Origin of the sequence: Pseudomonas sp. YH-1 (genome assembly GCF_051990045.1) — a bacterium.
Taxonomy (GTDB): domain Bacteria; phylum Pseudomonadota; class Gammaproteobacteria; order Pseudomonadales; family Pseudomonadaceae; genus Pseudomonas; species Pseudomonas nicosulfuronedens.
In genome coordinates this window covers 6,041,032-6,062,700 of the sequence record NZ_CP178184.1, presented here as the reverse complement: position 1 = coordinate 6,062,700, position 21,669 = coordinate 6,041,032, and the positions used below count along the sequence as shown (strand labels likewise).

Annotated in this window: 25 protein-coding genes and 1 tRNA gene; 20 read left to right on the top strand and 6 right to left on the bottom strand. The window is 62.2% G+C overall.

All coding sequences use genetic code 11. The features are described 5' to 3' along the window. Positions 1–418 precede the first annotated feature (418 nt). From ACKI1H_RS27970 to ACKI1H_RS27960, 3 genes are all read right to left on the bottom strand, one after another. Entirely contained in the window at positions 419–739 is a 321-nt protein-coding gene (locus tag ACKI1H_RS27970) for a hypothetical protein (protein WP_440467004.1), read from the bottom strand. Between the two features lie 526 nt (positions 740–1,265). Further along, positions 1,266–1,862 carry a cold shock domain-containing protein membrane protein gene (locus ACKI1H_RS27965; protein ID WP_440467003.1) on the bottom strand — a complete coding sequence of 199 codons (597 nt, stop codon included), beginning with the start codon at positions 1,860–1,862 and terminating at the stop codon, positions 1,266–1,268. A 217-nt stretch (positions 1,863–2,079) separates the two neighbouring features. Further along, positions 2,080–2,550 (bottom strand): Dps family protein, encoded by a 471-nt coding sequence (locus ACKI1H_RS27960; RefSeq protein ID WP_017522111.1) that lies wholly within the window; start codon positions 2,548–2,550, stop codon positions 2,080–2,082. A 240-nt stretch (positions 2,551–2,790) separates the two neighbouring features. Between ACKI1H_RS27960 and ACKI1H_RS27955 the strand changes: the two genes are divergently transcribed. From ACKI1H_RS27955 to nadA, 17 genes are all read left to right on the top strand, one after another. After that, positions 2,791–3,060, top strand: coding sequence for an FmdB family zinc ribbon protein (locus tag ACKI1H_RS27955; RefSeq protein ID WP_017522110.1), 270 nt, complete (start codon positions 2,791–2,793; stop codon positions 3,058–3,060). A 43-nt stretch (positions 3,061–3,103) separates the two neighbouring features. Next, complete coding sequence (gene aspS / locus ACKI1H_RS27950) at positions 3,104–4,882, top strand: aspartate--tRNA ligase (protein ID WP_024763363.1); 1,779 nt, start codon at positions 3,104–3,106, stop codon at positions 4,880–4,882. Positions 4,883–4,956: 74 nt separating this feature from the next. Next, positions 4,957–5,703: a YebC/PmpR family DNA-binding transcriptional regulator gene (locus ACKI1H_RS27945; protein ID WP_440467002.1), complete on the top strand. Its 747-nt coding sequence runs from the start codon at positions 4,957–4,959 to the stop codon at positions 5,701–5,703. Positions 5,704–5,819: 116 nt separating this feature from the next. Continuing rightward, the gene (gene ruvC / locus ACKI1H_RS27940; RefSeq protein ID WP_081520158.1) at positions 5,820–6,344 is read left to right on the top strand and encodes a crossover junction endodeoxyribonuclease RuvC; all 525 of its coding nucleotides are present in this window, start codon (positions 5,820–5,822) and stop codon (positions 6,342–6,344) included. A 34-nt stretch (positions 6,345–6,378) separates the two neighbouring features. Then, positions 6,379–6,984, top strand: a complete 606-nt coding sequence (gene ruvA, locus ACKI1H_RS27935; protein WP_138526545.1) for a Holliday junction branch migration protein RuvA — start codon at positions 6,379–6,381, stop codon at positions 6,982–6,984. A gap of 10 nt (positions 6,985–6,994) precedes the next feature. Further along, positions 6,995–8,053 carry a Holliday junction branch migration DNA helicase RuvB gene (ruvB, locus tag ACKI1H_RS27930; RefSeq protein WP_440467001.1) on the top strand — a complete coding sequence of 353 codons (1,059 nt, stop codon included), beginning with the start codon at positions 6,995–6,997 and terminating at the stop codon, positions 8,051–8,053. Positions 8,054–8,105: 52 nt separating this feature from the next. Continuing rightward, complete coding sequence (gene ybgC / locus ACKI1H_RS27925) at positions 8,106–8,552, top strand: tol-pal system-associated acyl-CoA thioesterase (RefSeq protein ID WP_081520161.1); 447 nt, start codon at positions 8,106–8,108, stop codon at positions 8,550–8,552. A gap of 1 nt (position 8,553) precedes the next feature. Beyond that, positions 8,554–9,249 (top strand): protein TolQ, encoded by a 696-nt coding sequence (gene tolQ, locus ACKI1H_RS27920; protein WP_045210353.1) that lies wholly within the window; start codon positions 8,554–8,556, stop codon positions 9,247–9,249. Positions 9,250–9,272: 23 nt separating this feature from the next. Continuing rightward, positions 9,273–9,737, top strand: a complete 465-nt coding sequence (gene tolR, locus ACKI1H_RS27915; protein WP_138526547.1) for a protein TolR — start codon at positions 9,273–9,275, stop codon at positions 9,735–9,737. Beyond that, positions 9,734–10,789 carry a cell envelope integrity protein TolA gene (gene tolA, locus ACKI1H_RS27910; protein ID WP_138526548.1) on the top strand — a complete coding sequence of 352 codons (1,056 nt, stop codon included), beginning with the start codon at positions 9,734–9,736 and terminating at the stop codon, positions 10,787–10,789. Before tolR ends, tolA begins: the two co-directional genes overlap by 4 nt. Further along, complete coding sequence (gene tolB / locus ACKI1H_RS27905; protein ID WP_440467000.1) at positions 10,786–12,084, top strand: Tol-Pal system beta propeller repeat protein TolB; 1,299 nt, start codon at positions 10,786–10,788, stop codon at positions 12,082–12,084. Before tolA ends, tolB begins: the two co-directional genes overlap by 4 nt. A 52-nt stretch (positions 12,085–12,136) precedes the next feature. After that, on the top strand, positions 12,137–12,643 hold the full coding sequence (gene pal / locus ACKI1H_RS27900; RefSeq protein ID WP_017522099.1) for a peptidoglycan-associated lipoprotein Pal: 507 nt from the start codon (positions 12,137–12,139) through the stop codon (positions 12,641–12,643). Positions 12,644–12,649: 6 nt separating this feature from the next. Beyond that, positions 12,650–13,492, top strand: a complete 843-nt coding sequence (gene ybgF, locus ACKI1H_RS27895) for a tol-pal system protein YbgF (protein ID WP_138526549.1) — start codon at positions 12,650–12,652, stop codon at positions 13,490–13,492. Positions 13,493–13,685: 193 nt separating this feature from the next. After that, positions 13,686–14,333 (top strand): 7-carboxy-7-deazaguanine synthase QueE, encoded by a 648-nt coding sequence (queE, locus tag ACKI1H_RS27890; protein ID WP_440466999.1) that lies wholly within the window; start codon positions 13,686–13,688, stop codon positions 14,331–14,333. A 37-nt stretch (positions 14,334–14,370) separates the two neighbouring features. Further along, on the top strand, positions 14,371–15,045 hold the full coding sequence (gene queC / locus ACKI1H_RS27885; protein ID WP_440468920.1) for a 7-cyano-7-deazaguanine synthase QueC: 675 nt from the start codon (positions 14,371–14,373) through the stop codon (positions 15,043–15,045). Positions 15,046–15,104: 59 nt separating this feature from the next. Beyond that, positions 15,105–15,180, top strand: a tRNA-Lys gene (locus ACKI1H_RS27880). Between the two features lie 157 nt (positions 15,181–15,337). Next, a complete protein-coding gene (gene nadA / locus ACKI1H_RS27875) occupies positions 15,338–16,396 on the top strand; it encodes a quinolinate synthase NadA (RefSeq protein ID WP_253444374.1) in 1,059 nt (352 codons plus the stop codon). 62 nt (positions 16,397–16,458) lie between these two features. Here nadA and ACKI1H_RS27870 read toward each other — a convergent pair whose 3' ends face one another. Then, positions 16,459–17,895 carry a M48 family metalloprotease gene (locus ACKI1H_RS27870; protein WP_138526562.1) on the bottom strand — a complete coding sequence of 479 codons (1,437 nt, stop codon included), beginning with the start codon at positions 17,893–17,895 and terminating at the stop codon, positions 16,459–16,461. A 227-nt stretch (positions 17,896–18,122) separates the two neighbouring features. Between ACKI1H_RS27870 and ACKI1H_RS27865 the strand changes: the two genes are divergently transcribed. Further along, a complete protein-coding gene (locus ACKI1H_RS27865; RefSeq protein WP_138526563.1) occupies positions 18,123–18,374 on the top strand; it encodes a sulfurtransferase TusA family protein in 252 nt (83 codons plus the stop codon). 56 nt (positions 18,375–18,430) lie between these two features. Beyond that, positions 18,431–19,510 (top strand): AI-2E family transporter, encoded by a 1,080-nt coding sequence (locus ACKI1H_RS27860; protein ID WP_440466998.1) that lies wholly within the window; start codon positions 18,431–18,433, stop codon positions 19,508–19,510. Positions 19,511–19,558: 48 nt separating this feature from the next. Here the strand turns inward: ACKI1H_RS27860 and ACKI1H_RS27855 are convergent, their stop codons facing one another. Next, positions 19,559–20,032 carry a peroxiredoxin gene (locus ACKI1H_RS27855; RefSeq protein ID WP_440466997.1) on the bottom strand — a complete coding sequence of 158 codons (474 nt, stop codon included), beginning with the start codon at positions 20,030–20,032 and terminating at the stop codon, positions 19,559–19,561. Positions 20,033–20,057: 25 nt separating this feature from the next. Then, on the bottom strand, positions 20,058–20,615 hold the full coding sequence (locus ACKI1H_RS27850) for a glycine cleavage system protein R (protein WP_024763378.1): 558 nt from the start codon (positions 20,613–20,615) through the stop codon (positions 20,058–20,060). A 171-nt stretch (positions 20,616–20,786) separates the two neighbouring features. On the opposite strand from ACKI1H_RS27850, the gene dapA reads away from it, so the two are divergent. Continuing rightward, positions 20,787–21,665, top strand: a complete 879-nt coding sequence (dapA, locus tag ACKI1H_RS27845) for a 4-hydroxy-tetrahydrodipicolinate synthase (protein ID WP_440466996.1) — start codon at positions 20,787–20,789, stop codon at positions 21,663–21,665. Positions 21,666–21,669: the final 4 nt, after the last annotated feature.

Sequence of the window (21,669 nt, the reverse complement as noted above, 5' to 3'; positions counted from 1 at the left end):
ATGTTTGTATTGAGCGGGGTTGTGGCGGAGTCTGCCTTGGATAGTGCCACTAGAGTAGTTCTGCAGTGTATATTTTTATTTAATGTATTTGCGTATTTGTATGATATGACAATGTATGGGCCGCATCTTTATCTGAAATACTCTGGTGATACAGTAGAGGAGCAGGTTGGTAGATTTTTATTTATGCTTGTATGCTTTTCTCTGTCTGTTCTTTGTATTCTGTATTGATGTTCCGTCCAAACCATTATCTCCGTCGACTGAGGGGGCTTGCGAAAAGCCTGCAGAACCACCACGTCTCACCTTCTGGTCGTCGTATTTTTATCGGTCGGATTGATCAAAAAACACCCGCTTTTTTTATTTATAATTTTCCAATAAAAACCCCAGCCAACAAGCTGGGGTTTTTATTGTCTGCGACTAACTACCGCCCTCGTTTCTGCTCGTGATCAGCTTGATACAACGACCAGGCATCGGAGACCAGCAACAACAGCGAGCTGCTGACGGCGCAATACGGATTCAGTTCCGGGTCGCCCAGGCGCAGCGCCGACAGCAGGTCTATCACCGACCGCAATCGGTAATCCGCCGCTTCATACAGCGTTTCGGCTGGTGCGTCCGCCTTCAGATACAGCGTGGCATTGCGGGGGTAGGTGCTGTGTTGTGACCCCGTATCCAACGGGAAGAATCGGGCAGAAACGGGATGTTCAGGGATAGCGTCGTGTGACGTATGATGCGCGTCAGCCATGGTCAGCTCCTTATTAGCTGGTTGTGGTTAGCGGCCTCAGGGTGTTACTAGCACCTTGGGGCCGCGTCTTTTGTGTCTGTTGAAACTCCTTTACGTGATCCACGCCGTTCGGCACTTCGGATCATGTTCTGTGGCTACGCCGTAGCTCTCGTGATGCGATCATTCAGGAATAGGTCTGCAATGAGCGGCGTATTGTCGAAAATATGCCGATATTTTATCTGATACCGCTGTAGCGCATCCAGGCTCAGGAGCGGCTTCCACCGTATCCCGCAAGGCCTTGGGAAATGGCTGATATGGTTCGCCGTTGGGCTGTAGGAGTGCCGGGGGGCGAATTGAAAGGCGGGGTCAGGGAAGGCCACGAATGGCACAGGAAAAGTGAGCCCCCTCTATTGTTCGCCTTGTTCCAGTGCGCGGCCTGCGGTCGGATAGTCATTTCGCGGACGAAGTCTTAGGTGGATAGCTAGAATCCGCGTGCTCTGGAATGAAAAAGCCCGCCATTCGGCGGGCTTTTTCATGGGCGTAACACTCAGCGCCGATTAGGCAGCGCAGCAATCACATCCTCTGCCTGCAATCCCTTGTCACGCTGGACAACGGAGAACTCCACCCGCTGCCCTTCGATCAGGATGCGGTGGCCCTCGCCGCGGATGGCGCGGAAGTGGACGAAGATGTCTTCGCCCGAGTCGCGGGAGATGAAGCCGAAGCCCTTGGAGGTGTTGAACCACTTCACAGTGCCGGTTTCGCGGTCGACGCCAGCGAAGGTTTCGATGGTGGCGCTGGCGCTCGGTTTGTTGAGGCTGGCGATCCATTGCAGGACGACGGCGCCGGCCAGGCTCAGCAGCGGCAGCACGATGGCTGGCTGGTCGCCGATGAAGGGCAGCGGGGCGAGCAGGATCAGTATCTGCAGGACCACGGCCAGCACGACCAGGGCGGTGGCGAGGCTTTGCAGGGCGGAGGGGTGTTTCAGTTGGCTGCTCGGGGCGAGCAGGAGACTGGTCAGACCGAGCAGGGCCAGGTAGATGGCATCGCTCTGTTGCAGGTAGGGCAGGGCATCACTACGCAGACTCGGGATAAGGGAGAGCAAGAGTGCGGCGACGCCCGTCACGAGATGGACGATCTTCAACATGGCTACGGATTCACCTTGAGCGGGTAACGAGATAAAGAAGCAGCCAGCCCCGGGTGCGACGCCAGAAAGGAAAAATGAAAGCGTGCCGGGCGGCCTATGCGAGAAACGCACGGCGGGTATTTAACCGCAATCCAGTTGCCTTCTCAAATCAACCGCTTAGGCCATTCGTAGGGGGAGGCAGCCGGCTTTCTGGCCGGCTGCTTATAAAGGGAAGGGGTTATTCGGCGAGCAGGCTGCGCAGCATCCAGGCGGTCTTTTCGTGGACCTGCATGCGCTGGGTCAGCAGGTCGGCGGTGGGTTCATCCGCCACCTTGTCGGCCAGCGGGAAGATGCTGCGGGCGGTGCGCACCACGGCTTCCTGGCCCTGTACCAGCAGGCGGATCATTTCCTGGGCGTCCGGTACGCCCTCTTCTTCCTTGATGGAGGACAGGCGGGCGTAGGCGGCGTAGGTGCCGGGCGCCGGGAAGCCGAGGGCGCGGATGCGTTCGGCGATGCTGTCCACGGCCAGCGCCAGTTCGTTGTACTGCCCCTCGAACATCAGGTGCAGGGTGTTGAACATCGGCCCGGTGACGTTCCAGTGGAAGTTGTGGGTCTTCAGGTACAGCGTGTAGGTGTCGGCCAGCAGGCGGGACAGGCCGTCGGCGATGGCGGCGCGATCCTGTTTGGCGATTCCGATATCGATGTCCATGGCGATCTCCTCATCGTGGCACGGGTGATTCAAAGCGTTGGATTCGAGGCTATCACCAGGTCGGGTGCGAAGCTCTTGGTCTATATCAAGGCAATCGATTGAGGTTTTCTATTAAAAGGTGTGCGCCCGGCTGGCTTTTCCGCCACCGGAGCCCGGCTGCAACCTGCGGATTTTTCAGGCTATAATCGGCCTCTTTGCCGCGGGACGCGGACCCGTGGCGTTACACAGCCAAGGTGTTCCATGCCGATTTACGAGTACCAGTGCCAGTCCTGCGCGCATCAGCTGGAATCGCTGCAGAAGATCAGCGATGCGCCGTTGGTCGATTGTCCGGCCTGCAAGGCTCCCGAATTGAAGAAGATGTTGTCGGCTCCGGGCTTCCGCCTGGGCGGCAGCGGTTGGTACGAGACCGACTTCAAGACCGGAGCGAAGAAGAACCTGGCCTCCGGCGATGCCCCAGCGGCCTGTCCGGCCACCGGTTGCGGTGCCGGCGCCTGCTCCGCCAGCGAATGAGCGGTTCCCTAGAATTCAAGACTTTCGAGAAGCGAAACACACCATGATGCGCAGCCACTATTGCGGCCAGTTGAACGAGAGCCTGGACGGCCAGGTAGTCACTCTTTGCGGTTGGGTACACCGTCGCCGCGACCACGGCGGGGTGATCTTCCTCGACGTGCGTGATCGTGAAGGTCTGGCCCAGGTGGTGTTCGACCCGGATCGCGTCGAGACCTTCGCCAAGGCCGACCGCGTGCGCAGCGAGTACGTGGTGAAGATCACCGGCAAGGTGCGTCTGCGCCCCGAGGGTGCGCGCAACTCGAACATGGCTTCGGGCGCCATCGAAGTGCTGGGCCACGAGCTGGAAGTGCTGAACCAGGCGGAAACCCCGCCGTTCCCGCTGGACGAGTACTCTGACGTGGGCGAGGAAACCCGCCTGCGCTACCGCTTCATCGACCTGCGTCGCCCGGAGATGGCCGCCAAGCTGAAGCTGCGCGCGCGCATCACCAGCAGCATCCGCCGCTACCTGGACGAGAACGGTTTCCTCGACGTGGAAACCCCGATCCTCGGTCGCCCGACGCCGGAAGGCGCGCGCGACTACCTGGTGCCGAGCCGTACCTACCCGGGCCACTTCTTCGCCCTGCCGCAGTCGCCCCAGCTGTTCAAGCAGCTGCTGATGGTGGCCGGCTTCGACCGTTACTACCAGATCGCCAAGTGCTTCCGCGACGAAGACCTGCGTGCCGACCGCCAGCCGGAATTCACCCAGATCGACATCGAGACCAGCTTCCTCGAAGAAAGCGACATCATCGAGATCACCGAGAAGATGGTCCGCCAGCTGTTCAAGGAAGTGCTGAACGTCGAGTTCGACGAGTTCCCGCACATGCCGTTCGAAGAGGCCATGCGCCGCTACGGTTCGGACAAGCCTGACCTGCGTATCCCGCTGGAACTGGTCGACGTGGCCGATCAGCTGAAGGACGTCGAATTCAAGGTGTTCTCCGGCCCAGCCAACGATCCGAAGGGCCGCGTTGCCGCCCTGCGCGTTCCGGGCGGTGCGAGCATGCCGCGCAAGCAGATCGACGACTACACCAAGTTCGTCGGCATCTACGGCGCCAAGGGCCTGGCCTACATCAAGGTCAACGAACGCGCCAAGGGCGTGGAAGGCCTGCAGTCGCCGATCGTGAAGAACATCGCCGAGCCGAACCTGAACGAGATCCTCGATCGCGTCGGTGCGGTCGATGGCGACATCGTGTTCTTCGGCGCCGACAAGGCCAAGATCGTCTGCGACGCCCTGGGCGCGCTGCGCATCAAGGTCGGCCATGACCTCAACCTGCTCACCAAGGAGTGGGCGCCGATGTGGGTCGTGGACTTCCCGATGTTCGAAGAGAACGACGACGGCAGCCTGACCTCGCTGCACCACCCGTTCACCGCGCCCAAGTGCACCCCGGAAGAGCTGGAGGCCAACCCGGCCGGCAAGCTGTCCCGTGCCTACGACATGGTGCTCAACGGCACCGAACTGGGCGGCGGTTCCATCCGTATCCACGACAAGGCCATGCAGCAGGCGGTGTTCCGCGTGCTGGGCATCGACGATGCGGAGCAGGAAGAGAAGTTCGGCTTCCTGCTGGACGCCCTGAAGTACGGCGCACCGCCGCACGGTGGCCTGGCCTTCGGCCTGGACCGTCTGGTGATGCTGATGACCGGCGCGGCGTCGATCCGCGAAGTCATCGCCTTCCCGAAAACCCAGAGCGCTGGCGACGTCATGACCCAGGCTCCGGGCACCGTGGATGCCAAGGCTCTGCGCGAGCTGAACATCCGCCTGCGCGAGCAGCAGAAGGCCGCCGAGTAAGTCGATTCGAATAGCTGGCGGTACCCGCACTGCGGGCGCCGCCAGCGAAGCAAACAAGCGATACGGAGTGAGTTATGGCTGGTCATTCCAAATGGGCCAACATCAAGCACCGCAAGGAACGTCAGGACGCCAAGAAGGGCAAGATCTTCACCAAGCTCATTCGTGAGCTGACCGTCGCTGCCAAGCAGGGCGGGGGCATTCCGGCGGACAACCCGCGTCTGCGCCTGGCCGTGGACAAGGCGCTGACCGCCAACATGACCCGCGACACCATCGACCGTGCCATCCAGCGCGGTGTGGGCTCCAGCGAAGCCGACAACATGGCCGAGCTGACCTACGAAGGTTACGCACCCAGCGGCGTGGCGATCATCGTCGAAGCGATGACCGACAACCGCAACCGTACCGCAGCCGAAGTGCGTCATGCCTTCAGCAAGTGCGGCGGCAACCTGGGCACTGACGGTTCCGTTGCGTACATGTTCGAGCGCAAGGGCCAGATCAGCTACGCGCCGGGCGTGAACGAGGAAGCGTTGATGGATGCCGCGCTGGAAGCCGGCGCCGACGACGTGGTGGTCAACGAGGATGGCTCCATCGACGTGTTCACCACCTTCGCTGACTTCATCTCGGTCAACGAAGCGCTGACCGAAGCCGGTTTCAAGGGCGACGAAGCGGAGATCACCATGATCCCGTCGACCGTGGCGACCCTGGACCTGGACACCGCGCAGAAGGTCCTCAAGCTGATCGACATGCTCGAAGACCTGGACGACGTGCAGAACGTCTACTCCAATGCGGACATCCCGGACGAGGTGATGGCCCAGCTGGGCTGATCCCACCACCGGCGATGTGCTGAAGCCGGAAGCGGGAGTGGTCGTCAGCGGCGCCTCCCGCTTCCGGTTTTTGTTATCTGAAGTACAGGTTACGGACAAGGTTTGATCGGACGGACATGACCCTGATTCTCGGCATCGACCCAGGTTCACGGATTACCGGTTTCGGCGTGGTGCGCGACACCGGCCGTGGCTGCGAGTACGTGGCTTCGGGCTGTATCCGTACCGGCAACGGCGAGCTGTTCGAACGCCTGCAGATCGTCTTCCGTGGCGTGCGCGAGGTCATCCAGACCTACCAGCCGACCATGATGGGCATCGAGCAGGTGTTCATGGCGCGCAACGCCGACTCGGCGCTGAAGCTGGGGCAGGCGCGCGGCGCGGCTATCGTCGCGGCGGCGGAAGAGGGGTTGCAGATCGCCGAGTACACCGCCAGCCAGGTCAAGCAGGCCATTGCCGGCACCGGCGGCGCGGACAAACAGCAGGTGCAGATGATGGTCATGCACCTGCTCAAACTGGTACAGAAGCCGCAGATCGACGCCTCCGACGCCCTGGCCATCGCCTTGTGCCATGCGCACACCCGGCAGAGCCTGGTGCCGCATGGTCTGGTGGGTGCCCGCCGTCGTGGCGGACGCCTGCGCCTGTGATATCCGGAAAAACATTGAGCAAGGACAAACACCCGTGATTGGACGCCTGCGTGGCACCCTGGCGGAAAAGCAGCCGCCGCACCTGATCGTCGACGTGAATGGCGTGGGCTACGAGCTGGAAGTGCCGATGACCACCCTGTACCGCCTGCCGAGCCTGGGCGAGCCGGTGACCCTGCACACCCACCTGGTGGTGCGCGAGGATGCCCACCTGCTCTATGGCTTTGCCGAGAAGCGCGAGCGCGAGCTGTTCCGCGAGCTGATCCGCCTCAATGGCGTCGGCCCGAAATTGGCACTGGCGCTGATGTCCGGGCTGGAAGTCGATGAGCTGGTGCGCTGCGTGCAGGCGCAGGATACTTCCACCCTGGTGAAGATTCCCGGCGTCGGCAAGAAGACTGCCGAGCGCCTGCTGGTGGAGCTGAAGGATCGATTCAAGGCGTGGGAGAATATTCCCTCCATCGCGCCGTTGGTGGTGGAACCCCTGCGGGCTGCCGCAGTCTCAAGCGCCGAGTCCGATGCGGTCAGTGCGCTGATCGCCCTGGGCTTCAAACCCCAGGAGGCGAGCCGCGCCGTGGCCGCCGTACAGGAGGAAGGCTTGTCCAGCGAAGAACTCATCCGCCGTTCCCTCAAGGGCATGGTCTAGGTAGACACTGATGATCGAAGCCGATCGCCTGATTTCCTCCGCTTCCACTCGCGACCGCGAAGAGCAGTTCGACCGCGCCATCCGCCCGCTCAAGCTGGCGGACTACGTCGGCCAGCCGGTGGTGCGCGAACAGATGGAGCTGTTCATCCAGGCGGCCCGTGGGCGTCAGGAAGCGCTGGATCACACGCTGATCTTCGGCCCGCCCGGCCTGGGCAAGACCACCCTGGCGAACATCATCGCCCAGGAGATGGGGGTTTCGATCAAGAGTACTTCCGGCCCGGTGCTGGAACGCCCCGGCGACCTGGCGGCGATCCTCACCAGCCTCGAACCCAACGACGTGCTGTTCGTGGACGAGATCCATCGCCTGTCGCCCATCGTCGAGGAAGTGCTGTACCCGGCCATGGAAGACTTCCAGCTGGACATCATGATCGGCGAGGGCCCGGCTGCGCGCTCGATCAAGCTCGATCTGCCACCCTTTACCCTGGTCGGCGCGACGACTCGTGCCGGCATGCTGACCAATCCGCTGCGTGACCGCTTCGGTATCGTCCAGCGTCTCGAGTTCTACGGTGTGGACGACCTGTCCAGCATCGTCGCCCGCTCGGCGGGCATCCTGGGTCTGGAGATCGAGCCGGCGGGTGCTTTCGAGATCGCGCGGCGCGCACGGGGCACGCCACGGATCGCCAACCGCCTGCTGCGGCGGGTACGGGATTTCGCCGAGGTGCGCGGCACCGGGCATATCAGCCGCGACATCGCCGACAAGGCGCTGAACCTGCTGGACGTGGACGAGCGAGGCTTCGATCACCAGGACCGCCGCCTGCTGTTGACCATGATCGACAAGTTCGACGGTGGGCCGGTGGGTATCGATAACCTGGCGGCGGCCATCAGTGAAGAAAGACATACGATTGAAGATGTGCTGGAGCCCTATCTGATCCAGCAAGGCTATATCATGCGCACACCGCGCGGCCGCGTCGTGACCCGGCATGCGTACCTGCATTTCGGCCTGAATGTGCCGAAGCGGATGGGGGAGGGGGCGACGCCGGATCTGTTCGTCCCTGAAGATGGTAATTAATTGCATTTGTAGACGATTGCCGATTGGCAAAGTCTCTACTTGGTTCTAGAGTATGCGCGCGCAACACGGGGGTCAGCCGTTCCAGCAGCGGTATCGGGTCTATTACGAAGACACCGACGCCGGCGGCATCGTCTACTACGTCAACTACCTCAAGTTCATGGAGCGGGCTCGTACCGAGCGGCTGCGTGATCTGGGCTTCGCCCAGTCACAGCTGGCGGGGGAGAACCTGCTTTTCGTCGTTCATTCGGCCGAAGCGCGCTATCACGCGCCGGCCCGCCTGGATGACGAGCTGCTTGTCAGCGTCGAGGTGGAGGAGTTGAACCGTGCGAGCCTGAAGTTTCGTCAACAGGTTCGACGGGCGTCGGATTCGACCTTGCTCTGCGAGGGGCGATTCCTGGTGGCGTGCGTGCGGGCGGACAACCTGAAACCCCGCGCTATCCCAGATGTGTTGCGTGCGGCATTTGCCGGCAGTCCGGACACCCTTTCAGCAGGAGATTAACGTGGAACCGAACGTCGTCGACCATACTTCCATGTGGAGCTTGATCAGTAACGCCAGCGTCGTGGTACAGCTGGTGATGCTGACCCTGGTGGCCGCATCGGTCACTTCCTGGATCATGATTTTCCAGCGCAGCAACATGATGCGCTCGGCGAAGAAGGCCCTGGAAACTTTCGAAGAGCGCTTCTGGTCGGGCATCGACCTGTCCAAGCTCTACCGCCAGGCGGGCAGCAACCCCGATCCGGACTCGGGGGTCGAGCAGATCTTCCGTGCCGGCTTCAAGGAATTCTCCCGTCTGCGCCAGCAGGCCGGCGTTGACCCGGATGCGGTGATGGAAGGCGTTTCCCGCGCCATGCGCGTTGCCATTTCCCGTGAGGAAGAGAAGCTGGAAACCAGCCTGCCGTTCCTCGCCACCGTCGGCTCCACCAGCCCGTACATCGGCCTGTTCGGTACCGTATGGGGCATCATGAACTCCTTCCGTGGCCTGGCCACCGTGCAGCAGGCCACCCTTGCCACCGTGGCGCCGGGTATCGCCGAAGCACTGATCGCTACCGCCATCGGCCTGTTCGCGGCCATTCCCGCGGTCATCGCCTACAACCGTTTCGCCGCTCGCTCGGAAATGCTCATCGGCCGCTACTACACCTTCGCCGACGAGTTCCAGGCCATCCTGCACCGCAAAGTGCACACCAGCGACGATTGAAGACGACCAAGAGGTAAGCCGTCATGGCAAGAGTTCGTCACAAGCGCAAGCCGGTCGCGGAAATGAACGTGGTGCCCTACATCGACGTGATGTTGGTGCTGCTGGTCATTTTCATGGTGACCGCGCCCATGCTCAACCAGGGCGTCAAGGTCGACCTGCCCAAGGTTTCCAGCGAAGCGCTGCCGCAGGATAACGATTCCCGCGTGCTCACCATCTCCATCAAGGCCGACAAGACCTACTACTGGAACATGGGTTCGGAAGTCGACCCCGATCAGGGCAAGGGCAGCCAGACTGCCGTGGACCTCGATCAACTGGTCAACGCTGCCTCCGGCATCATGGCCGAGAACAGCCGCCAGGGTAAGAAAGTCCAGGTCTTCGTCCGTGGGGACAAGGCAGTCGACTATGGCTCGGTCATGGCCGTCATGGGCGGTCTGCAGAAAGCCGGAGTCGGCAACGTCGGTCTGATTACCGAGGCACCAGGTAGTTGATGCACCAGCTCGAGCGCTCTCAATCGGAAGGCTACTTCTGGCCCACGGTCCTCGCCGTGGCCCTGCACGTCCTGATCTTCGCCATGCTGTTCGTCAGCTGGGCCAGTACGCCTGAACTGCCGCCTTCGCGGCCGATCGTCCAGGCTACCCTGTACCAGCTGAAGTCCAAGAGCCAGGCAACCCAGCAGACCAACCAGAAGATAGCCGGCGAGTCGAAGAAGACTTCGGCCAAGCAATACGAGCAGGAGCAGCTCGAGCAGAAGAAGGCTGAGCAGCAGGCATTGGCTGCTGCGAAAGCCGAGGAACAAAAGAAGGCTGATGCGGCTCAAAAGGCTGCAGATGCCGCTGAGAAAGCGGCAGAAGCCAAGAAGGCAGACGACGCCAAGAAGGCGGCCGATGCCGCCGCAGCCGCCAAGAAAGCGGCTGAGGCCAAGGCTGCCGAGCAGAAACAGCAGGCGGATATCGCCAAGAAGAAAGCCGAGGAAGAGGCCAAGAAAGAGGCCGCTGAAGAGGCGAAGAAGAAAGCTGCCGAGGACGCCAAGAAGAAGGCCGCCGAGGACGCGAAGAAGAAAGCCGCCGCGGATGAAGCCAAGAAGAAGGCTGCCGCGGTCGAGGCTGCGAAGAAGAAGGCTGCCGCTGCAGCCGCCGCCGCAGCCCGCAAGGCAACGGAAGACAAGAAGGCCCAGGCGCTGGCCGAACTGCTGTCGGATGACACGCAACGGCAACAGGCCCTGGCCGACGAGCAAGGTAACGAGGTGGCGGGCAACTTCGACGATCTGATCGTCAGCCTGGTGAGCCAGCAGTGGAGCCGTCCTCCTTCAGCTCGTAACGGAATGAGCGTAGAAGTGCTGATTCAGATGCTGCCAAGCGGCGCCATCACCAATGTGAGCGTGACACGCTCCAGTGGTGACAAGCCGTTCGACGATTCGGCGGTGGCTGCGGTCCGAAATGTGGGCCGTATTCCCGAACTGCAAAAACTGGATCGCGCCACTTTCGATAGCCTGTATCGTCAGCGCCGAATGGTCTTCAAACCGGAGGATTTAGATCTGTGAGTACCCTGATTCGCTTCGCGCTCTTCGCCCTGGCCCTGGTGGCCGGCGCAGCGCAGGCCGCCGACCCGCTGGTGATCTCCAGTGGTCGTGACTCGGCCGTCCCGATCGCCGTGGTTCCGTTCGGCTGGCAGGGCGGTAACGTCCTGCCCGAGGACATGTCGAACATCATCGGCAATGACCTGCGCAACTCCGGTTACTTCGAGCCGATTCCGCGCCAGAACATGATCAGCCAGCCGGCCCAGGCCAGCGAAGTGATCTACCGTGACTGGCAGGCCCTCGGCGCTCAGTACGTCCTGGTCGGCAGCATCGTGCCCAGCGGTGGCCGCCTGCAGATCCAGTACGCCCTGCTCAACGTGGCGACCCAGGAGCAGGTCCTGACCGGTAGCGTCGGTGGTACCACCGACCAACTGCGCGACATGTCGCACTACATTGCCGACCAGTCGTTCGAGAAGCTGACCGGCATCAGGGGTGCATTCTCCACCAAGCTGCTCTACGTGACCGCTGAGCGCTTCTCGGTGGATAACACCCGCTACACCCTGCAGCGCTCCGACTATGACGGCGCCCGCCCGGTGACCCTGCTGCAGTCGCGCGAGCCGATCCTTTCGCCGCGCTTCTCGCCCGATGGCCGTCGCATTGCCTACGTGTCCTTCGAGCAGAAGCGTCCGCGCATCTTCATGCAGTACGTCGACACTGGCCGTCGCGAGCAGATCTCCAACTTCGAAGGCCTCAACGGCGCCCCGGCCTTCTCGCCGGACGGCAACCGCCTGGCCTTCGTGCTGTCGCGTGACGGCAACCCGGAGATCTACGTGATGGACCTGGGCAGCCGCCAGCTGCGTCGCCTGACCAACAACTCGGCGATCGACACCGAGCCCTTCTGGGGTGCGGACGGCTCGACCCTGTACTTCACCTCGGATCGTGGCGGCAAGCCGCAGATCTACAAGATGAACGTGAACTCGGGTGCTACCGACCGCGTGACCTTCATCGGCAACTACAACGCCAACCCGAAACTCTCGGCGGATGAGAAGACCCTGGTCATGGTTCACCGCCAGGACGGTTTCACCAACTTCCAGATCGCGGCGCAGGACCTTCAGCGCGGTAATCTCCGGGTACTTTCCAACACCAATCTGGACGATTCGCCCACTGTTGCGCCAAATGGCACGATGCTAATATACGCCACCCGCCAGCAGGACCGGGGCGTGTTGATGCTCGTGAGCATCAACGGACGTGTTCGGTTACCGCTACCCACCGCTCAAGGCGACGTGCGCGAGCCTTCCTGGTCCCCTTACCTGAACTGACGGTTGCCAACTGTTTCAAATTTATACACTGGGGTTCATTAGGAGTTACATGATGGAAATGCTGAAATTCGGCAAATTTGCCGTTATCGCCCTCGCCATGGCTGTTGCCGTCGGCTGTTCGTCCAAGAAAGGCGATGCTACTGGCGAAGGCGCCAATGGCGGCGTTGATCCGAACGCTGGCTACGGCGCAAACAGCGGTGCCGTTGACGGCTCCCTGAGCGACGAAGCTGCTCTGCGCGCTATCACCACCTTCTACTTCGAGTACGACAGCTCCGACCTGAAGCCGGAAGCCATGCGTGCCCTGGACGTACACGCCAAGGACCTGAAAGGTTCCGGCCAGCGCGTAGTCCTGGAAGGTCACACTGACGAGCGCGGCACCCGTGAGTACAACATGGCTCTGGGCGAGCGTCGTGCCAAGGCCGTTCAGCGCTACCTGGTACTGCAGGGCGTTTCCCCGGCTCAGCTGGAACTGGTTTCCTACGGCAAAGAGCGTCCGGTTGCCACTGGCCATGACGAGCAGTCCTGGGCCCAGAACCGTCGCGTTGAGCTGAAGAAGTAAGACCTGATGCCGATGCGCCTGCGTTTTCTGACCTTGATCGCATGCGGACTGCCCCTCATGGCGGCAGCCGCGGTTCCGGTACAGGACGGTAATGGTGGCTATGCCAGCACACCGCCCTCGGGTTATGGCACCGCAGGCGCTGATGGCGCCTACGCCGGAGGCGGGATGACAACTCCCGTCTCCGGTCAGGCTCAGCTGTTCATGCAGCTGCAGCAGATGCAGGACGAGATGTCCCGTCTGCGCGGCATGCTCGAAGAACAGCAGAACCAGATCCAGCAGATGAAGCAGGAAAACCAGGAACGCTTCCAGGACATCGACAGCCGCCTTTCCAGCGGTGCAGGTGCAGGAGCGGCCGGTGCTGCTGTTCAACCCAATTCCCCCGCTGCCGGCGCCAGTGCCGGGGCTGCCGCAGGAGCAGGCGCTGCCGCTGCCCAGCAACAGCAGCCCGCCGCCAGCAGCGAGCCGGGTGACCCGGCAAAAGAAAAGCTGTACTACGACGCTGCCTTCGACCTGATCAAGGCCAAGGACTTCGACAAGGCCAGCCAGGCCTTCGGCGCCTTCCTGCGCAAGTACCCGAGCAGCCAGTACGCTGGCAACGCCCAGTACTGGCTCGGTGAAGTGAACCTTGCCAAGGGTGACCTGCAGGGTGCCGGCCAGGCCTTTGCCCGTGTCAGCCAGGCTTACCCGAGCAGCGCCAAGGTGCCGGATTCGCTGTACAAGCTTGCCGATGTCGAGCGCCGCCTGGGCAATACCGACAAGGCCCGTGGCATCCTGCAGCAGGTCGTGGCCCAGTATCCGGGCACTTCCGCTGCCCAGCTGTCCCAGCGTGACCTGAAGAACCTCAAGTAAGGTTCCGCACCGTCCGAAAACCCGCGCCCGTCGCGGGTTTTTTCGTTAGAATTCCCGCCCCTGGAAAGCGCCAGTGGTTTCAGCTCGGCTGATGTCTGCTGTGTTCCGGGCCTTCCGGGCGCCTGTGAGCGCGCCCACGACTCCAACGCAACGGAGGCGGATGGCCTGTGTAGCCGTCACGCCCGTGGCTGATATGCAACAGACCCTGCGCATTACCGAGATTTTCTACTCGTTGCAGGGGGAAACGCGCACCGCCGGCTTGCCGACCGTGTTCGTACGCCTGACCGGCTGTCCCCTGCGCTGCAATTACTGCGATACCGCCTATGCCTTCAGTGGCGGCGAGATCCAGACTCTCGATGCCATCCTTGAGCAAGTCGCCCAGTACCGACCACGCTACGTCTGCGTGACCGGCGGCGAGCCCTTGGCCCAGCCCAATTGCATCCCGCTGCTGCAACGCCTGTGCGATGCCGGCTATGACGTCTCGCTGGAAACCAGTGGCGCGCTGGACATTTCCGCCACCGACCGCCGTGTCAGCCGTGTGCTCGACCTCAAGACACCGGGCTCCGGCGAGGTCTCGCGCAATCGCTACGACAATATTGGCGAGCTGACGGCCAACGACCAGGTGAAGTTCGTCATCTGTTCCCGCGAGGACTACGACTGGGCGGTATCCAAGCTGATCGAGTACCGCCTGGAGCAACGTGCTGGCGAAGTCCTGTTCTCGCCTAGCCACCGTGAAGTGGATGCGCGTGCGCTGGCCGACTGGATTGTCAGCAATAACCTGCCGGTGCGCCTGCAACTGCAGCTGCACAAGATTCTCTGGAACGACGAACCCGGCCATTGAGCACGGAGGAGACCTTCTCATGTCCATCAAGCAACCCGTGAACGACAAGAAAGCCGTAATCCTGCTCTCCGGCGGCCTGGACTCTGCGACCGTGATCGCCATGGCCAAGGCCGACGGCTACGACTGCTACACCATGAGCTTCGACTACGGCCAGCGTCACCGTGCCGAGTTGCAGGCTGCCGAGCGGGTCGCTCGGCAGCAGGGCGTGATCGAGCATAAGGTCATTGGCCTGAACCTGAACGGTATCGGTGGCTCCGCCCTGACCGATAGCAGCATCGATGTGCCTGAGGCGCCAAGCGAAGGCATCCCGGTGACCTACGTGCCGGCGCGCAACACTGTGTTCCTGTCCCTTGCTCTGGGATGGGCGGAGGTGCTGGGTGCGCGCGATATATTTATCGGCGTGAATGCCGTGGATTACTCCGGCTATCCGGACTGCCGTCCGGAGTTCGTCGAAGCCTTCGAGCGCATGGCGAATCTGGCGACCAAGGCAGGTGTGGAGGGCGACGGCTTCCGCATCCAGGCACCGCTGCAGTTCCTCTCCAAGGCGCAGATCATCGAGGCGGGCATCGCTCAGGGCGTGGACTACAGCCTGACTGTTTCCTGCTATCAGGCCGATGATGACGGGCGTGCGTGCGGTAAATGCGACAGCTGCCGACTGCGTTCCGAAGGCTTTGCGGCGGCCGGAATTTCCGACCCGACGCGATATTTCTGAAAAAAGTTTTCGCGGGGTGTTGTTTTTACGTTAGAAATCAGTATTATACGCACCACGTCGGGTCGTTAGCTCAGTCGGTAGAGCAGTTGGCTTTTAACCAATTGGTCGTAGGTTCGAATCCTACACGACCCACCATCAAATCCTGTGAGAGCCCCGTGATCGAAAGATCACGGGGCTTTTGCCATGTGCCGGAAAAAGTCTGCTGTACGGCCATCGACGCCGCATCGCATCAAGGGCGGTGGTGATAAAATCGCCGGCATAATCAGACCGTGCCTGTTGAGGTTTTCACACGATGTCCCAGATTTCCGAACGCCTGCTGGTCCAGGCCCATCTGGCGGCGAAGCAGCCGCGGGTCCTGAGTGCACAGGAAGAGGCTGACTACCGTGCGGCCATCGCCGCCGAGCTGAAAGCGCAGAACGCCGTGCTCGTCGCGCACTACTACTGCGATCCGGTGATCCAGGCGCTGGCTGAAGAGACCGGTGGCTGCGTTTCCGATTCGCTGGAAATGGCCCGCTTCGGCAACCAGCACTCGGCGCAGACCGTGGTGGTGGCCGGTGTTCGCTTCATGGGCGAGACCGCAAAAATCCTCAACCCGGAAAAGCGCGTACTCATGCCGACCCTGGAGGCAACCTGTTCGCTGGACCTGGGTTGCCCGGTGGAGGAGTTCTCCGCCTTCTGCGACAAGCATCCCGAACGCACTGTGGTGGTCTACGCGAATACCTCGGCAGCGGTGAAGGCGCGTGCTGACTGGGTGGTGACCTCCAGCTGCGCCGTGGAAATCGTCGAGCACCTGATGGACAACGGCGAGCCGATCCTCTGGGCACCGGACCAGCACCTGGGCCGCTACATCCAGCGCGAGACTGGCGCCGACATGCTGCTCTGGGACGGTGCCTGCATCGTCCACGAGGAATTCAAGGCCAAGCAGCTGGAAGACCTCAAGGCGATCTACCCGGACGCCGCGATCCTGGTGCACCCCGAGTCGCCGGAGGCGGTGGTGGACCTGGCCGACGCCGTGGGCTCCACCAGTCAGCTGATCAAGGCCGCACAGACGATGCCGAACAAGCGCTTCATCGTCGCCACCGACCGCGGCATTTTCTACAAGATGCAGCAGCTGTGCCCGGACAAGGAGTTCATTGAAGCGCCCACCGCCGGCAACGGCGCGGCTTGCCGCAGCTGTGCGCACTGCCCGTGGATGGCCATGAATACCCTGGAGCGCACCCTGGCGTGCCTGAAGGAAGGTTCGGGTGAAATCTTCGTCGACCCGGCGCTGATTCCCAAGGCAATCAAGCCGCTCAAGCGCATGCTCGATTTCACCCAGGCGGCGAAGCTGAAGCTGGCGGGCAATGCCTGATCAGGTTGCATGAATGAAAAAGCCCGGCAGATGCCGGGCTTTTTCATGGGCGAGGGAATGGCTCAGCGGCCCATCATTTCCTTGAGGATGCGTTCCTGGTCGCGGAACTCCTGCTGTCGGGCATCCAGGCGCGCGGCCAGGGTGAAGTTGCCGCCGGCTCGGCGCTTGGCGAAGTCCAGCTGCTCGATCGCCTGCTTGTAGTCGCCGGTGAGCGCGTAGTACTCCGCGCGGGCCTGGTACACGCCAATGGCGTTGCCACTCAAGGTGCAGGCGTCGGCCAGGCGGCTCCAGACGTCCGGGTCCAGCGGACGGCGCTGGGATAGCTTGAACAGCGTCTTTTCGGCGTCGGCCGCGCGGTTGGTTTTCATCATCAGGTCGGCATTGGCCTGGATCAGCGGGTAGCTGTCCGGGTACTGGCCGAGCATCTTTTGTACCCGTGCCTGGGCGTCGGGCAGCTTGTTCGCGGTGATATCGACGTCGGCCATCGCCAGGTTGTAGCTGATGTCGTTGGGCGCCTTGGCGAGCAGTTGCTGCAGGTTGCTGCGGGCGTCGTTGAGCTGGCCGATCTTGGTCTGCGACAGCGCCAGGCCGTAGCGGGCGGCATCATTCTTCGGGTCTTCGTCGAGCTGCGCGCGGAACTGCTTGCTGGCCATGCCCGGAGTGTCCTCGAACATCTGCTGGACGCGGGCGCGCATCAGTTCATAACGCAGTGAGTCTTCCTTGCCACCCTTGGGATATTGCTCGGCGCGGTTGCGGGTGTCGGCGATACGGGATTCGGTGACCGGGTGGGTCAGCAGGAATTCCGGCGGCTTGCCCTCGTAGCGATACTGGCGTGCCAGGCGCTCGAACATGTTGGGCATGGAGCGCGGGTCGTAGCCTGCGCGGACCATGGTGGCAACGCCGACGCGGTCTGCTTCCTGCTCGTTCTGACGGGAGAAACGCAGCTGGTTCTGGATGGCTGCGGCCTGGGTGCCGGCGATGGCGGCGATACCGGCGTCACCGGCGCCGGCTGCGGCGGCGATGATGCCGGCGAGCATGGCGGCCATCACTGGTACCTGCATGCGCTGCTGCGCCTCGATGCCGCGGGCGAAGTGGCGTTGGCTCAGGTGGCCGAGTTCGTGCGCCAGTACCGCGATGTATTCGCCTTCGGTCTGGGCATAGATGAACAGGCCGCCGTTCACGCCAACCACGCCGCCGGGGGCGGCGAAGGCGTTGATCTGCTTGTCGCGGATCAGGATGAAGGCCAGGCGGTGGTCCTGCAGTTCACTCGACTCGGCCAGACGATAGACGCTGGACTCGACGTAGTCCTTGAGTTGCGGATCGTTGAGCGTGTCGACCTGGTTGCGCAGCATGCTCAGCCAGGCGCGGCCTAGCTGGAATTCCTGCTCCGGGGAAACAATGGACGAGCTGGCGTCCCCCAGGGAAGGAAGGTCATCCGCCAGAGCCGGCGTGGCGAGAGCGACAGCGAGCGACAGCAGGGCAGGGCGGAGTACTTTCATGTACACGAGGCTCGTTCCGAGAAAGGCTCTACTTTAGCCGTACGCTATCGCCTATGCCTAGTTTGCAGGACGGAAGTGCGGCGCAATTCGAATCGGGTATTTTCTGCTTTGTCGCCCTTCTAGACCCTGATGCTGACGGCTTGATTAATGAACAGCGTCTCGGCCGGGCCTGGTTACTTTTCCAACGCTTTCGGTATTCTTGGGCGCCCTGACCGGAGTTCGTTTCGATGTCCGATTCCACGCCGTCTGTCCCCGCCTGTGACGCGGAGCTGGACGCCAGCGGTCTCAATTGTCCGTTACCGCTGCTCAAGGCCAAGCTCGAGCTGAACCGCCTTCCCAGTGGGGCGGTGCTCAAGGTGATTGCCACCGACGCTGGCTCCCAGCGCGACTTTCGCGTTTTTGCCGAGCTTGCCGGGCACTCGCTGCTGCATGAAGAGGTCGAAGCCGGCGTCTATCGCTACTGGCTACGCAAGAAGTAGTCCTGAAGTTTCCGGGTAACCGGGACGTTACCCTCAGTCGTTTCGCAGGTTTGTACATGCTCAAGGTTTTGCAGGACTGGATGCAGCGCTATTTCTCCGATGAGGAGGCGATAGTGCTGGCGGTCATTCTCGGTCTGGGATTCACCGTCATCCTGGCCTTCGGCGGGATGCTCGCGCCGGTGCTGGCGGCGATGGTCATCGCCTTCCTGATCCAGGGCATGGTCGGCGTGCTGGAGCGCCTGCGAGTGCCGCACCTGTTTGCGGTGTGGTTGGTGTATTCGCTGTTCCTCGGGTTGCTCGCGGTATTCCTGCTGGTGCTGGTGCCGTTGGTGTGGAAGCAGTTGTTCACCTTGTTCAATGAACTGCCCGGCATGCTCGGCGAGTGGCAGGCGACCCTGCTGATGCTGCCTGAGCGCTACCCGGACATGGTCACCGAAGAACAGGTGCTGCGCACCGTCGAGGCGGCACGCAGTGAACTGGGCCAACTGGGCCAGTGGGCGCTGACCTTTTCCCTGTCGGGCCTGCCGGTGGTCGTCAACATCATGATCTACCTGGTGCTGGTGCCGATCCTGGTGTTCTTCTTCCTCAAGGATCGCCGCCGCTTCTACCACTGGTTCCGCCGCTACCTGCCCCGCGAACGCGGGCTGATGAAGCAGGTGTGGAACGAGATGAACCAGCAGATCGCCAACTACATCCGTGGCAAGGTCATCGAGATATTCATTACCGGTGTGGCGACCTACATTGCCTTCGCCGTGCTGGGGCTGAACTATGCGGCGCTGCTTGCGTTGTTGGTTGGTCTGTCGGTGGTCGTGCCCTATATCGGGGCCGTGGTGGTCACCGTGCCGGTGGCGATGATTGCGCTGTTCCAGTGGGGTTGGAGCGACCAGTTCATCTACCTGATGGTCGCCCACGCGATCATCCAGGCGCTGGATGGCAACGTGCTGGTGCCGCTGCTGTTCTCCGAGGCGGTGAACCTGCACCCGGTGGCGATCATCTGTGCGGTGCTGCTGTTCGGTGGGTTGTGGGGCTTCTGGGGCGTGTTCTTCGCAATCCCGCTGGCGACCCTGGTGAAGGCCGTGCTGGATGCCTGGCCGCGCCAGCCGGTGGCTGAGCCACAAGTCAGCCCGATGATGTAAAAGAAAAAGGCCGCTGATCAGCGGCCTTTTTCATTTTCGCAGTGCGGCTCAAGCCTTGTTCAGCTCCTGGGCGGCGGCGAGCACGGCGTCCACGTGGCCGGGCACTTTCACGCCGCGCCATTCCTGGCGCAGCACGCCCTTGGCATCGATCAGGAAGGTGCTGCGGTCAACACCCATGTATTCCTTGCCGTAGAGCTTCTTCAGCTTGATCACGTCGAACAACTGGCAGACGGCTTCGTCCTTGTCGCTGATCAGCTCGAAGGGGAAGCACTGCTTGGCCTTGAAGTTCTCGTGGGACTTGATGCCATCGCGGGAGACGCCGAACACCAGGGTGTTTGCCTTGGCGAAGTCCTCGATCTTGTCGCGGAAGCCTTGGCCTTCGGTGGTGCAGCCTGGGGTGCTGTCCTTGGGATAGAAATACAGGACGACCTGCTTGCCCTTGAGTTCGGACAGGCGGAATTCGACGCCGCTGGTGGCCGGTGCCTGGAAATCGGCGACGGGCTTGTTCAGTTCGACTGCCATTGGGATTTTCTCCTTGAGAGCACCCTTACGGATGCTGCGGACGCCAGGGTTCGATCAGCGCGTCCAGGTTCAGGGCATCGGCGAAGTCGAGGAACTGATCGCGTAGCCAGCTGATCTGGGTGCCGGCCGGCAGCGTCACGGTGAGGGTGGCGTTGAGCATGCTGGTGTTGGTGTGCGGCGCCTGGTAGGTGTCGCAGGTGAGGTTCTCCAACTCGATGTTGTGATCGATGAAGAACTGGCACAGCTCGTTGAGGATGTCCGGGCGATAGACGGCGCTGACATAGGCCACATAGGGCAAGGCCTGGGCGCGGGTGACGTGGACATTACTGCGGGTGACGCTGAGGGTGAAGCCGTGGCGTTTGGCCAGGGGCGGCAGGCCACCCTCCAGACGGGCCAGGGCATCCCAGCTGCCGGAGATCTGCAGGATCAGCGCGCTGAACTCGCCGTGACGGGTCAGACGGCTGCTGACCACCGAGCAGCGGTTGTCGACGCAGGTGCGGCACAGCACGCTGGTCAACTCCATCGGGTTCGGGCCCAGAGCACTGATCAGAAGAAATTGTTCACGAGGGTGAGAGGCGGACATGCAGCTTTCCTGGGAGTGGCGGCCAAGCGGGCCGCATCGACAAAGGGGAAAGGGTAGCGAAAAGCGCCGATGAGGGGAATGTCTGGCCGCTCGCGGGTCACTGCGTCACCTTGTGCGTGGCCGGTGGCGACAGTACCATTACGGCTTTCTTTTTCCGGCAGGAGCGGTTGCATGATTGCGGGCAGTATGGTGGCGCTGGTCACCCCCTTCGATGCTCAGGGTCGACTGGATTGGGACAGCCTCGCGAAGCTGGTGGACTTCCACCTGCAGGAAGGCACCAACGCCATCGTAGCGGTCGGCACCACAGGTGAATCGGCCACTCTGGACGTGAACGAACACCTGGAAGTGATCCGTCGCGTGGTCGACCAGGTCAACGGCCGCATCCCGGTCATCGCCGGCACCGGCGCGAACTCCACCCGCGAGGCCGTCGAGCTGACCGAGGCTGCCAAGTCCGGTGGTGCCGATGCCTGCCTGCTGGTGACCCCTTACTACAACAAGCCGACCCAGGAAGGCCTGTACCAGCACTTCCGCCACATCGCTGAAGCCGTGGCCATCCCGCAGATCCTCTACAACGTGCCGGGCCGTACCGCCTGCGACATGCTGCCCGAGACCGTCGAGCGCCTGTCCAAGGTGCCGAACATCGTCGGCATCAAGGAAGCCACCGGCGACCTGCAGCGTGGGAAGGAAGTTCTGGACCGTGTCGGCAAGGACTTCCTCGTCTACTCCGGTGACGACGCCACCGCCGTCGAGCTGATGCTGATGGGCGGCAAGGGCAACATCTCGGTGACCGCCAACGTCGCCCCGCGCGCCATGAGCGACCTCTGCGCCGCCGCCATGCGTGGCGATGCTGCCGCCGCCCGCGCCATCAACGATCGCCTGATGCCGCTGCACAAGTCGCTGTTCATCGAATCCAACCCCATCCCGGTCAAGTTCGCCCTGCACGAAATGGGGCTGATTCCAGAGGGCATCCGCCTGCCTCTGACCTGGCTCAGCCCGCGCTGCCACGAACCGCTGCGTCAGGCCATGCGCCAGACCGGCGTCCTGGCTTAAGGAG

Excerpts from the sequence above, each read along its gene's own strand:
- ACKI1H_RS27970 (WP_440467004.1), bottom strand. The coding sequence starts at position 739 with ATGGCTGACGCGCATCATACGTCACACGACGCTATCCCTGAACATCCC.
- ACKI1H_RS27965 (WP_440467003.1), bottom strand. The coding sequence starts at position 1,862 with ATGTTGAAGATCGTCCATCTCGTGACGGGCGTCGCCGCACTCTTGCTC.
- ACKI1H_RS27960 (WP_017522111.1), bottom strand. The coding sequence starts at position 2,550 with ATGGACATCGATATCGGAATCGCCAAACAGGATCGCGCCGCCATCGCC.
- ACKI1H_RS27955 (WP_017522110.1), top strand. The coding sequence starts at position 2,791 with ATGCCGATTTACGAGTACCAGTGCCAGTCCTGCGCGCATCAGCTGGAA.
- aspS (WP_024763363.1), top strand. The coding sequence starts at position 3,104 with ATGATGCGCAGCCACTATTGCGGCCAGTTGAACGAGAGCCTGGACGGC.
- ACKI1H_RS27945 (WP_440467002.1), top strand. The coding sequence starts at position 4,957 with ATGGCTGGTCATTCCAAATGGGCCAACATCAAGCACCGCAAGGAACGT.
- ruvC (WP_081520158.1), top strand. The coding sequence starts at position 5,820 with ATGACCCTGATTCTCGGCATCGACCCAGGTTCACGGATTACCGGTTTC.
- ruvB (WP_440467001.1), top strand. The coding sequence starts at position 6,995 with ATGATCGAAGCCGATCGCCTGATTTCCTCCGCTTCCACTCGCGACCGC.
- ybgC (WP_081520161.1), top strand. The coding sequence starts at position 8,106 with ATGCGCGCGCAACACGGGGGTCAGCCGTTCCAGCAGCGGTATCGGGTC.
- tolR (WP_138526547.1), top strand. The coding sequence starts at position 9,273 with ATGGCAAGAGTTCGTCACAAGCGCAAGCCGGTCGCGGAAATGAACGTG.
- pal (WP_017522099.1), top strand. The coding sequence starts at position 12,137 with ATGGAAATGCTGAAATTCGGCAAATTTGCCGTTATCGCCCTCGCCATG.
- ybgF (WP_138526549.1), top strand. The coding sequence starts at position 12,650 with ATGCCGATGCGCCTGCGTTTTCTGACCTTGATCGCATGCGGACTGCCC.
- queE (WP_440466999.1), top strand. The coding sequence starts at position 13,686 with ATGCAACAGACCCTGCGCATTACCGAGATTTTCTACTCGTTGCAGGGG.
- nadA (WP_253444374.1), top strand. The coding sequence starts at position 15,338 with ATGTCCCAGATTTCCGAACGCCTGCTGGTCCAGGCCCATCTGGCGGCG.
- ACKI1H_RS27870 (WP_138526562.1), bottom strand. The coding sequence starts at position 17,895 with ATGAAAGTACTCCGCCCTGCCCTGCTGTCGCTCGCTGTCGCTCTCGCC.
- ACKI1H_RS27865 (WP_138526563.1), top strand. The coding sequence starts at position 18,123 with ATGTCCGATTCCACGCCGTCTGTCCCCGCCTGTGACGCGGAGCTGGAC.
- ACKI1H_RS27860 (WP_440466998.1), top strand. The coding sequence starts at position 18,431 with ATGCTCAAGGTTTTGCAGGACTGGATGCAGCGCTATTTCTCCGATGAG.
- ACKI1H_RS27855 (WP_440466997.1), bottom strand. The coding sequence starts at position 20,032 with ATGGCAGTCGAACTGAACAAGCCCGTCGCCGATTTCCAGGCACCGGCC.
- ACKI1H_RS27850 (WP_024763378.1), bottom strand. The coding sequence starts at position 20,615 with ATGTCCGCCTCTCACCCTCGTGAACAATTTCTTCTGATCAGTGCTCTG.
- dapA (WP_440466996.1), top strand. The coding sequence starts at position 20,787 with ATGATTGCGGGCAGTATGGTGGCGCTGGTCACCCCCTTCGATGCTCAG.